Here is a 10,927-nt window from a genome sequence, read left to right as displayed (position 1 = left end):
CGTACCGCCTTTTTCAGAGAGTGGGGAAGAGGGATGGTTATTTGATTTCGTCCTTGGCATAGCGGATGCCTTTGGCATCCATGATGGCGCGGAAGTTTTCCATGCGTTTGAGGAATCCGGCGTAGTTTTTGCGTTCTTTCTGAGTCCAGCCCGTTTCGGCGTGGGCGATGACGCGGGGGTACATCTGGTAGTCGAGCCTGTCACGGTCGGGTACCCATTCCGTCCACATCTGGCAGCCTATGCCGAGGAGTTTGCCGGGCATGTCCGGTGCCATTCCCTTGAAGGCGGGTTCGAAGCTGTAGGCTTTGGAGAGTGGCGTGCGTTTGTAGTCGAAGTCGAGGTAGGTGTAGTCGGTGACGGAGTTGACGATGTTGTAGCCGTCTTTCAGGGCTTGAATGGCAATGGACGGTTTGCCGTACCAGTAGTGGACGACGGAGGAGGTGTCTATTTTGCCCCGGGTGTCGGCGGTGCCTCCGCCGTCGCCGTGGTTGTCGTGGCCGAGGATTTCGTTCCAGCCCATGAGGCGGCGGCCTTTTTGCCGGAGCAGTTCGGCGATGCGCTGGGTGAAGTACATCTGGACTTCGGCATACTGGGTGTAGCCCTTTTCCTTCATGAATTTTTCGATGGCGGGTTCGCCTTTCCAGCAGGTGTTGAAGCGTACTTCGTCGCCGCCGATGTGGATGATGGGGGAGGGGAAGAGGGTGATGACTTCGTCCAGGACGTCCGAGACGAATTCGTATACCCGTTCATTGGTGGGGTCGAGGGCGACGTCCTGCGCGAAGGTGACGGGTACTTCCGTGGGTTGTTTGAGGGTGAGCTTGAGTTCCGGGTAGGAGGCGCATGCGGCGGCGGCATGGCCGGGGACGTCGATTTCGGGGATGATGGTGATGCCGCGGTCTGCGGCGTAGGCGACGATGTCCCTGATCTGGTCCTGGGTGTAGTGGCCTTCATGGGGTTTGCCCGCATATTTGCCGCTGCGCCATGTGCCGATTTCGGTGTCGCGACGTTTGCCGCCGACGCTGGTGAGTTTCGGGTATTTTTTGATTTCGATGCGCCAGCCTCCGTGGTCGGTGAGGTGCCAGTGGAGGATGTTCATTTTGAGGAGGGCCATAGTGTCGATGATGCGTTTGACGGCATCTGCTCCATAGAAGTGCCGGGCTTCATCGAGCATGAAGGCTCGCCATGCGAAGCGCGGGTAGTCGGTGATGGTGAAGGGGGCGTCCGCCAGTTTCCATTCGGTTGCATTCTTGTCCGCCTTGGGGTCGAAGAAGGCGGGCGGGAGCATTTGGGCGATGGTCTGGAAGGCGGGGTAGATTGCTTTCGGCGATGCGACGGAGATGCGTAGCATGAGGTCGGCGGCGGCATATTTCGTGTCGACGGCGATGCGGTAGGCTTCGTCGCCGTGCTGTTTCCGGAGTTCCTCATCGGGCTGGATGTCGATGAGCGTGCCTGCCGGTTGAGAGTCGCGGAACCTCCATCCGAGGGGAAGAGCGGGTTTGCCCATGCCTTCGGCAAGGAACCGGGCGGCTTGTGTGGCGGCCTTGACGTAGGGGGAGGAGGTGCCGGTGATGATGCTTCGGTTGCCGGTGGCAACCCGGATTTCGGGCTGCCTGTCCATGTAGATCGGTTCTCCGTCCTTGTCGACGGAGATTTCAGCCGGGCGGGGGATGACCTGTTCCTGCGCCCATGTGAGGGGCGGCAGGAATGCGAGTGTGGCGAGGATGGTGGCGGAGGTGTGGAATTTCATGTGTCGGACTGGGTGCTTATTTGATTTTCGAGTGGTCGAATTTGACGTCCATGGCATCGAGGATGCGGGTGTAGTTGCGGACGCGTTTCAGGAAGTCGTCGTAGTTTTTGCGTTCCTTGGCTGTCCATGCCGTTTCCGCCAGAGCGATGATGCGGGGGTACATTTGCCTGTATAGCTCGTCGGTGTCGGGTATCCATTCCGTCCAGGTGTGGCAGGCCATGCCGAGGACTCGTTTCTGCTGTTCCGGTGTGAGGCCGGGCAAGGCGGGGTCGAAGCTGTACGATTTCCGGAGGTCGGGCTTGGAGAATTTGGTCATGTAGGTGTACTGCCATTCGGAGTTGACGATGTCGTGCCCCTTTTTGGCTGCTTCGATGACGGGTTCCCGTTTGCCGTACCAGTAGTTGATGACGGTGTTCGGCGCGAGGGTGCCGGTGGTGGTGCCTCCGCCGTCGCCGTGGATGTCGTGGCCGAGGATTTCATTCCATCCCATCATGCGTCGGCCTTTCCGGGAGAGGATCTGCGACATGCGGTTGGTGAAGTAGGTCTGGACGTCGTTGAGGGATTTGAGTCCCTTCTTTTTCATGAACGCTTCGATGGCGGGTTCACCCTGCCAGCAGTCCTTGTGGCGCACTTCGTCGCCTCCGAGGTGGATGATGGGGGAGGGGAAGAGGGTGATGATTTCGTCCAGAATGTCGGAGAGGACTTCGTACACCTTTTCATTGGTGGGGTCGAGGGCGATGTTCTGGGTGAAGGTGGCGGGTACTTCGGAAGGCTGCTTGAGGGTGAGTTTGAGTTCCGGGTAGGAGGCGCAGAGGGCGGCGGAGTGGCCGGGTACATCGATTTCGGGGATGATGGTGATACCACGTTCGGCTGCATAGGCGACGATGTCCCTGATCTGGTCCTGGGTGTAGTAGCCTTCGTGCGGTTTGCCGGAGTATTTGCCGCTGCCCCATTTTTCGATTTCGGTGTCGCGGCGTTTGCTGCCGATGCTGGTGAGTTTCGGGTATTTTTTGATTTCGATGCGCCAGCCGCCGTCGTCGGAGAGGTGCCAGTGAAGGACGTTCATTTTGAGAAGGGCCATCTGGTCGATGATTTTTTTGACGGCATCGACTCCGTAGAAGTAGCGGGCTTCGTCGAGCATGAAGGAGCGCCACGCATAGCGGGGGTAGTCGGTGACGGTGAAGGGGGCATCCGCCAGTTTCCATTCGGTTTTGGCCTTGTCCGCTTTCGGATCGAAGAAGGCGGGCGGGAGCATCTGGGCGATGGTCTGAATGGCCGGGATGATGGCTTTCGGCGAGGCGATCTTGACGTTGAGAATGAATTGTTCCTTGTCCGGGTTGATTTTGACGAATGAGGTTTGCAGTGCGTATGCTTCCGGTCCGTGCTGCTGCAAGAGTCGTTTGTCTACGGAGAAGATGATACGGTCACGGAAGGCGTATGTGGCTTCCGATTTCTTCAAGGCGGCCTGTATGTTGAGGCCGTTGACAGATGCGGGAAGTTTCAGCCCCGTACCCTGGCGGAGGTAGCTGATGGCATAGGCCGCTTCTTTGCCGGGTTCGGTTTGTTTACCGTTGGTTCCGGACGTTGCGAGGTCTTCCGAGACGACGATTTCTGTTTGCGGGTCGAGGATGAGGGCTTTCCCTTCTTTTTCAATGGAGATTTCCGCCGGGCGGGGGATGACCTGTTCCTGCGCATGCAGGGAGGAGGGGGCGAGACATGCCGCGGCTGCGGCTGAGAGGGTGAGGCGCGTGATGGAGGAGGTGATCATGTGGATGTGGCGTGTTTGATAATACGTCGGTTCCGGTAGCGTTCTTTCACTGTTTTACTGTTGTGCGTTTCTGGCAATATGATTGCGCCGCGCGTGCGGGCACGTTGCGCAATCCTTGTTTTCAAGAGGTTCTGTTTGCCGTTTTTCTGCCGTATAATGCGCTATGCTGACGTGCTTTCGCGATTCTCGGCTTGCATGTGCGGGGTGGGGTGGGCATACTGGCGCCCACACGTCATGACTCCTGAAGAACAACTCGATCTCCTGATGCGCGGGACGGCCAAGGTGCTGAATCCCTCCGAATTGCTGGAACGCCTGAAGTCGGGCCGTCCGCTTCGCGTGAAGCTGGGCGTCGATCCGACGGCTCCGGATATTCATCTCGGCCATACGGTGGCGATCGAGAAGCTTCGGCAGTTCCAGATGCTCGGGCATCAGGCGGTGCTGATTATCGGCGATTTTACGGCGACGATCGGCGATCCGACAGGGCGTTCGGTGACGCGTCCGCCGCTGACCCGCGATGAGGTGCTGGCGAATGCCGAGACGTACACGGAGCAGGCTTTCAAGATTCTCGATAAGGAGAAGACGGAGATCGTTTACAATGGCGACTGGTTCCGCAAGATGGTGTATGAGGAGGTTTTGAAGCTGAATGCCCGCGTGACGATGCAGCAGATTCTCGCCCGCGAAGATTTCCGCTCCCGCATCGATAGCGGGAAGGAGGTGCGCCTGCACGAGATGCAGTATCCTGTGATGCAGGGCTGGGATTCCGTGATGGTGAAATCCGATGTGGAGCTGGGCGGTACGGATCAGCTGTTCAATATTCTGGTTGGCCGCGACCTGCAGCGCGAAGAGGGGATGCAACCCCAGATCGCGATGGTGCTTCCTCTGCTGGAAGGTTTGGACGGTACGCGAAAGATGTCGAAGTCCTATGGCAATTATGTGGGTGTGAGCGAGCCTGCCGAGACGATGTTCGGCAAGCTGATGAGCGCGAGCGATGAGCTGATGGATCGCTATTATACGGTGCTGCTGGGCGAGTCCCGCGATGAATCCCTGCATCCGATGGAGGCCAAGAAGCTGTTGGCATGGAAGATTACGGCTCGCTACCATTCCGCAGATGATGCGGATGCAGCCCGCGCCGACTGGGAGACGCGTTTCTCGAAGAGGGATCTGGCCGCGGCGGATTTGCCGGAGGTGTCGATCGCCGCTTTGCCGGACGAGTTGAATTATATGTCGCTCGTGGCCCATTTGTTCGAGACGGTGTTCGATTTGAAGAAGTCGAACGGCGTGTTGCGCAAGGAACATTTTACGCCGGGTGCGATTCAGCTCGACGGCGAGAAGATCGTCGATCCGTTCGCGTTGCCGGTGCTTCATCCGGGTGCGGTTCTGCGCCTGAGCAAGAAGCATGCCGTGCGCTTTGCGGCTTGAGTTTGACGCCGGGAGGCAGGGATGGACGCTCTGAGAAGACTGGTGGCACGGCTCGACCGTTTTACGACGGGGCTGCTGCTCAGTGTTGTGTGCGGCGTTTTCATCCCCTGCGGAGGCGGTGCGGAGGTCTGGTTCAAGCAGGCGACGAATGTCGCGATCATGCTGCTGTTTTTCCTGTACGGCGTGAAGCTTTCCCGCCGATCCGTGGTGGAGGGGCTTCTTCATTGGCGGTTGCAGGGGATGGTGGCGTTCAGTACGTTCGTGTTTTTCCCGTTGATGGCTCTTGCCTTGCGCCCGGTGCTGTCTCCGCTGGTGACTCCGGAGCTTTATACGGGGCTGCTGTTTGTGAGCGTGCTGCCTTCGACGGTGCAGTCGAGTATCGCGTTTACGTCGATTGCTGGCGGCAATGTGCCTGCGGCAGTGTGTGCCGCTTCGGTTTCCAGCCTGCTGGGCGTGTTCCTGACTCCTCTTCTGGTGGGGCTGGTGCTGGTGTCGGGAGGCGAAGGCCCGTCGATGGGGGCTGATACGTTTTTGCAGATTTGCTATTTGATTCTGGTGCCGTTTCTGGCGGGGCAGGCGGTGCAACGATGGATCGGGAAGTGGGTGGCCGGACACAAGACGCTGATTTCATGGACGGATCAGGCGACGATCTGGCTGGTGGTGTATACGTCGTTCAGCGAAGCGGTGTTGCAAGGGCTGTGGATGAAGCTGCCGTTCTGGGCTTTGGCCGGGGTGGTGGCCGCATGCGTGGTTTTTCTGGCGGTGGTGCTGTTTTTCACATTTTTCAGCAGCCGGAAGCTCGGGTTTTCGCGGGAGGATTGTATAACGATTGTTTTTTGCGGGTCGAAGAAGAGTCTGGCAACAGGGGTGCCGATGATGGGGGTGATTTTTGCGGGGTCTCCGCATTTCGATCTCGGTACGCTGGTGATTCCTCTGATGCTGTTCCACCAGATCCAGTTGATGACTTGTGCGGCTTTGGCCCGCCGCTGGCGGAAGGCCGGAGCGGATGACGGAGGGTTCTGAGGCCGGGACGTTTTCCGAATATGGTGATGTTTCCGTTTGTCAGAACACGGACGGCGTGGTAGTCTTGTTGCCGATGACGATGCTGTGGCGCATGCTGGCGGTTTGGATGGTGCTTCTCGCGCTGCCGGGATGCGACCGCGAAGAGTCGCAGACGGAGGGGATGCTTCGGGATAAGCCGGCTGTGGCCGATTTGTCCGGGACATGGCGTATTTCTTCCGATTCGGAGAAGGTGAAGCCCGGCGGTGCTTCGATGCTGATTAAGCTGAGGCCGGACGGGACGTTTTTGTGGAAGAATTGCCTCGGATCTTCCGGGCCGGGCGGCGATGTGGCGGGTACGTGGGCGGTGAGCGATGAGATGCTGGCGAACGGAGAGACGCTGTACGGGGTGCGCCTGCAGTCGGACCGGGGGCCGATGTATTTGCGGGTGCGGGGTGGAAATCCCCGCAGTCTCGTGGTGCCGTTCGGCGATCCGGGCAAGATGGATGTGTTGCTGTTCGATCAGGCTGTGGCGGCGGAAGCGGTGGATGATGAGGCTGAGGAGGATTACGGATCCAAGTGTTTGTCCGAGATCGGGCAGTGTTTCAAGTCGCTGGGTATGGCTATTTATTACGGGGTGCTGTGGTTGTGGCGGCTGATCGCCTCGTGAAGAGGGTGGCGTTTTTTGCTTTTGTACGCATTTTCTGCTTGCACGGAAAGGGGGGCGGGCATACGCTGGGAGAGATGAAATTCATGGTTCGTATGTTTGTTCTGACGGGGGCCGGCTTTTTGATGTCCGCCATGACACCAGGAGCTGTTGCTCAGGATATCGCTCTTCCCGCTCCGGTGAAGTCGGGTGGGATGCCATTGAATGAAGCTCTGGCCAAGCGGGCGACGAAGCGTGCTTTCAGTGACAGGGAGCTTGAACCGCAGGCGTTGTCGAACCTGCTCTGGGCCGCTAACGGCGTGACGCGCCCAGACGGTAAGCGGACGGCTCCGACCGCACGCAATTTGCAGGAGCTTGAGCTGATCGTTCTGCTGCGTTCCGGCGCCTATGCCTACGATGCGGCGGCGCACAAGCTGGTGCAGGTGTCGAAGGAGAATCTAATTCCGGTAGCCGGAGGCAAGGCTCCGGTAGAGATTCTGATTATCGGAGACAAGAACAAGCAGCCTTCTGCTGAATACAGGAGTGTGGATTCCGGTTTTATCGGGCAGAATATTTATCTGTTCTGCACGTCGGCGGGGCTGTCGTCCGTGTTCCGCGGTTCGGTGGATCGCTCGGCGCTGGAAAAGAAGTTATCTCTGGGCGAGGATAAGGTGGTTACGTATTCCCACAGTGTGGGGTATCCGGCCGAATGAGAACGAAACCGATTTGCTTCCTATGATGAATACTCCTTTCTTTTGCGGAATGCTCGTAGCCGGAGCGGCCATGGTGGCGTCGGCAAATGCTTCTCCCGACGATCTGGTGAGTGCCTGCAAGAGCGGCGATCTGGTGAAGGTGAAGAGCCTCGTAGGCAGCGGCGAGCGTGTGACGGCTCCGGGTTCGGATGGCGTGCTGCCTTTGATGGCTGCCTGTCTGAACGGGCATGTGCCTGTGGCCCGCTATCTGGTGGAGGCCGGGGCGGATGTGAAGACGCCCGACGATTATGGCTGGACGCCGCTCGCCGGAGCGGCGCGAGGCGGCAATATGGAGCTGGTGACGCTTCTCGTCGAGCAGGGTGCCGATCCCACCGGAAAGGGAGTGTGGCCGACGCCGATCGAATGTGCGGTGCAGGGCGGCAATAAGGATGTGGTCGCCTTTCTGCTGGATAAGGGCGCTCCTGCCAATGTGGTTTCCCGGTCGGGCGTGTCCCTGCTGATGGATGCATGCGGCCGGGGCGATGTGGCGCTGGCCGGACTGCTGGTGAAGCATGGCGCGGATGTGAACTTCAAATCGCCCGTAGGGCGCAATTGCATGACGTCCGCCTGTTTCGGCGGCCATCTGGATATGGTCAAGCTGTTGCACGGAAAGGGGCTTCCTTTGTGTTCCGTCGATAGCAACGGAGGCAGTTGCCTGTTGTTTGCCGCGATGTCGGGCAACGGCGAGTTGGTGAAATACATTCTCGATCACGGAAAGGACGAGAAGGGAGAGTCGATTTATGTCGATACGCTGGACAAGGATGAAAATACGCCTCTGCTTGTGTTGGTGAGCCGGGTGCCGTCCAAGGGCGTTGTCGATACGAAGATGATGGAATTGCTTCTGGAAAGAGGCGCCGACCCTAGCCGCGCCAATGCGAAAGGGCTGACGGCGATCGGTCTGCTGAAGGAGTTTTCCGGGAAGTTGTCGGAGGCTCTCGAAAAGGGCGCCGTCAATCCGGGGTTGAAGTCGCTTCTGGGTGAGATGAAGGAGATGGAGGCGAAGATGGAGAAGAAGGTCAGGAAATAATGGCGGAGGCAAGAGAGGCGACAAGGTTTGCCCCCAGCCCGAGCGGCAGGCTGCATGTGGGGCATGTGCTGGCTGCCGTGGAAGCTCGGCGGCTGGCTGACGAGCTGGGCGGGCTGTGCCGTTTGCGGATAGAGGATATCGATTTGCAGCGTTGCCGGCCGGAATATGCGGAGGCGTTACTGGATGATCTGGCATGGCTGGGCTTGAGGTTCGACGGCGAGGTGATGGTACAGAGCAGGCGGATGGAAATCTACCGGCAGGCGTTGGAGCTGCTGAAAGGCATGGGTGTGCTGTATCCCTGTTTTTGTACGAGGAAGGAGATTGCGGAGCGCATGGCGGAGATGCCGCGGGCACCGCATGGCACGGCCTGTGATGCGTACCCGGGAACGTGCCGTGCGATGGGGCAGGGCGAGCGGGAGGCTCGACTGGCAGCCGGAGAGGCTCATGCATGGAGGCTGGATTGCCGCCGCGTGCAAGATGTGACTGGTTCTCTGGAATGGCTTGATTTGAATGAGGGACGGCAGGTTTGCGAGCCTTCGCGGCTGGGGGATGTGATTCTGGCGCGCAAGGATTTTCCGGTGAGTTACCATCTTGCGGTGACGGTGGATGATGCGGCGCAGGGCATCACGCATGTGACGCGCGGCATGGATCTGTTCGAGTCCACGCATGTGCATCGGGTCTTGCAGGCTTTGCTGGGGTTGCCCGTTCCTGTATGGAAGCATCACGGGCTGCTGTGCGACGAGTACGGGAGGCGGCTGGCGAAGAGGGACGGCGCGCGGTCGCTCGAATCCCTGCGTTCCGCCGGGATGGAGCCGGGCAGGCTGCTTGCCTCCATCGAGCAAGCTCTGGCGCGTGGAGGGGTGTGGAAGATGGAGTGAGCAGGCGGCCTTTTACTCGTTTTCCATATTTTGGAAGGCCTGCATGGGGTCGCGGAGATCGACGGTCTGAAGGATGCGTGGTGCCACGGCATTGAAATCGTGTTCATCCGGGTAGTATGTCATGAGTTCGATGACGGCATCGTCCGGAAAGGTTTCGGGGGGTATTTCTGCGGTATGAGAGTCGCTGCCCTTCGGCGAGGGTATGAGCCCGGCCTCGCGGTTGATCCGGAATTTGATGTGCCGCTTGGTATTGGGAATGGCTCGGTCATGGAGTATGAGGGTGGTTACCCCATCCGGTCGGAACGAGGGTTCGATACTGACGGAAAGCTGATGGTTGGTAGGAAGCGCCACAGCCCGGAGTAATTTGTTGACGGGATCGCCTGTGGAAATGACCATGCCGGATGTCAGGGGTGCGTGGATGCGATCCACCAGCTGCATGGGGCGGTACAGGTCGAAGCCGGCAATGGGTCGCAGGTGATTCCAGAGATCTATTCTGGATTCGGGCGGCGCGTCTTTGGTGTAGATTTCCATGGAGCCTATGGTAGCCGTGTTTGGGTACCGGGGCAGAATATCGGATTGAACGTCTTTTGCCTGTTTGCCGAGGAGTGCGTGAAAAACGGAATCAAACAATTTTTGAGTGGTTGGATTCCGGGTGAAATCGAGTGACGGCAAGACAGGGGGCGAAGGGCTTTTGATGAGGAGAAGTATATAGCGCGGGGCGATTTCGCGAGTGTCGACCAGGCAGAGCAAACTGTCGTTCTTATCTTGAAATCCGACAGCCATATATTCAGGGCGGATCAGAATATGGCGATGAGGTTGCCGGGTAGTCAGGTCGAAGAGCTGATTAACAGGCATGCCCGTTTCGATCATGGTAGGAGTCTGCGTCTGGGTTGGAGCTGGCAGGGGAGGCGGTGCGGACTGGTTCGCGAACGCGATGGCAAGGCAGGCGGATACGGGAATCATGGGAGAAGGGAAGTTATTCGATCAAGAATAACCGAAAATAAAACGGTCGTGCAAGCCGCGAAATGGGCAGCGGACGGTGATTTTTGTCATACAGCGGAACTATTTTCCGAAAGAGCGGAGAAATTCGTTTTTCAAAAAAATCTCAAAATCCGCAAGAAAAGGCTTGTCATCCCTAGAAAAATCATTATACTGTCGCTCCCTTATCAGCGCCTCTGGGTGCAATATAATCGATTTCTATCGGGTGCGCCTCCGGAAAAAAGGCCGATTTCCTGCGAAGGAGTCGTCAATTTTTCGTGGTCGCCCGGCGAACAAACAACAAGCAGGAAACATGCCGACCATCAATCAGCTCGTCCGTAAAGGACGCATTACTCCGGAAGTAAAATCCAAGTCACGTGCGCTTCACAGCTGTCCTCAGCGCCGCGGTGTATGTCTTCAGGTGATGACTCGTACGCCCAAGAAGCCGAACTCGGCTCTTCGTAAGGTCGCCAAGGTTCGTTTGACGAACGGCGAAGAAGTAATCGCCTATATCGGCGGTGAAGGCCACAATCTTCAGGAACACTCCATCGTGCTCGTGCGCGGCGGTCGTGTGAAGGACTTGCCCGGTGTTCGTTACCATATCGTCCGCGGTGCTCTCGACTGCCTCGGCGTCGACAAGCGTCGTCAGGGTCGTTCCAAGTACGGTGCCAAGCGCCCGAAGGCCGCCGCCAAATAAATCATATCAACTAATT

The 10,927-nt window shown here is 58.3% G+C and carries 11 protein-coding genes; 8 read left to right on the top strand and 3 right to left on the bottom strand.

Annotated elements, in window-relative coordinates:
• Positions 1 to 37: 37 nt before the first annotated feature.
• A complete protein-coding gene (locus PYTT_RS04510; protein WP_067774662.1) occupies positions 38 to 1,747 on the bottom strand; it encodes a beta-N-acetylhexosaminidase in 1,710 nt (569 codons plus the stop codon).
• A 16-nt stretch (positions 1,748 to 1,763) separates the two neighbouring features.
• The gene (locus tag PYTT_RS04505) at positions 1,764 to 3,515 is read right to left on the bottom strand and encodes a beta-N-acetylhexosaminidase (protein WP_067774665.1); all 1,752 of its coding nucleotides are present in this window, start codon (positions 3,513 to 3,515) and stop codon (positions 1,764 to 1,766) included.
• A 234-nt stretch (positions 3,516 to 3,749) separates the two neighbouring features.
• On the opposite strand from PYTT_RS04505, the gene tyrS reads away from it, so the two are divergent.
• From tyrS to gluQRS, 6 genes are all read left to right on the top strand, one after another.
• Positions 3,750 to 4,934: a tyrosine--tRNA ligase gene (gene tyrS, locus PYTT_RS04500; RefSeq protein ID WP_067774668.1), complete on the top strand. Its 1,185-nt coding sequence runs from the start codon at positions 3,750 to 3,752 to the stop codon at positions 4,932 to 4,934.
• A gap of 21 nt (positions 4,935 to 4,955) precedes the next feature.
• Entirely contained in the window at positions 4,956 to 5,957 is a 1,002-nt protein-coding gene (locus PYTT_RS04495) for a bile acid:sodium symporter family protein (protein WP_067774671.1), read from the top strand.
• A gap of 55 nt (positions 5,958 to 6,012) precedes the next feature.
• Positions 6,013 to 6,603: a hypothetical protein gene (locus PYTT_RS04490; protein ID WP_141675771.1), complete on the top strand. Its 591-nt coding sequence runs from the start codon at positions 6,013 to 6,015 to the stop codon at positions 6,601 to 6,603.
• A gap of 131 nt (positions 6,604 to 6,734) precedes the next feature.
• Positions 6,735 to 7,292, top strand: a complete 558-nt coding sequence (locus PYTT_RS04485; protein ID WP_172801767.1) for a nitroreductase family protein — start codon at positions 6,735 to 6,737, stop codon at positions 7,290 to 7,292.
• 22 nt (positions 7,293 to 7,314) lie between these two features.
• Positions 7,315 to 8,358 carry an ankyrin repeat domain-containing protein gene (locus PYTT_RS04480; protein ID WP_067774676.1) on the top strand — a complete coding sequence of 348 codons (1,044 nt, stop codon included), beginning with the start codon at positions 7,315 to 7,317 and terminating at the stop codon, positions 8,356 to 8,358.
• A complete protein-coding gene (gluQRS, locus tag PYTT_RS04475) occupies positions 8,358 to 9,236 on the top strand; it encodes a tRNA glutamyl-Q(34) synthetase GluQRS (protein WP_067774679.1) in 879 nt (292 codons plus the stop codon). Before PYTT_RS04480 ends, gluQRS begins: the two co-directional genes overlap by 1 nt.
• A 12-nt stretch (positions 9,237 to 9,248) precedes the next feature.
• Here gluQRS and PYTT_RS04470 read toward each other — a convergent pair whose 3' ends face one another.
• On the bottom strand, positions 9,249 to 10,199 hold the full coding sequence (locus PYTT_RS04470) for a hypothetical protein (RefSeq protein ID WP_067774682.1): 951 nt from the start codon (positions 10,197 to 10,199) through the stop codon (positions 9,249 to 9,251).
• 48 nt (positions 10,200 to 10,247) lie between these two features.
• Here PYTT_RS04470 and PYTT_RS13565 point away from each other — a divergent pair, with 48 nt between their 5' ends.
• Entirely contained in the window at positions 10,248 to 10,556 is a 309-nt protein-coding gene (locus PYTT_RS13565; RefSeq protein WP_172801766.1) for a hypothetical protein, read from the top strand.
• Complete coding sequence (gene rpsL / locus PYTT_RS04465) at positions 10,528 to 10,911, top strand: 30S ribosomal protein S12 (RefSeq protein WP_067774685.1); 384 nt, start codon at positions 10,528 to 10,530, stop codon at positions 10,909 to 10,911. Before PYTT_RS13565 ends, rpsL begins: the two co-directional genes overlap by 29 nt.
• Positions 10,912 to 10,927: the final 16 nt, after the last annotated feature.

Origin of the sequence: Neoakkermansia glycaniphila (genome assembly GCF_900097105.1) — a bacterium.
GTDB classification, from domain to species: Bacteria; Verrucomicrobiota; Verrucomicrobiia; order Verrucomicrobiales; family Akkermansiaceae; genus Akkermansia; species Akkermansia glycaniphila.
This window is presented reverse-complemented; position numbering and strand designations above follow the sequence as displayed.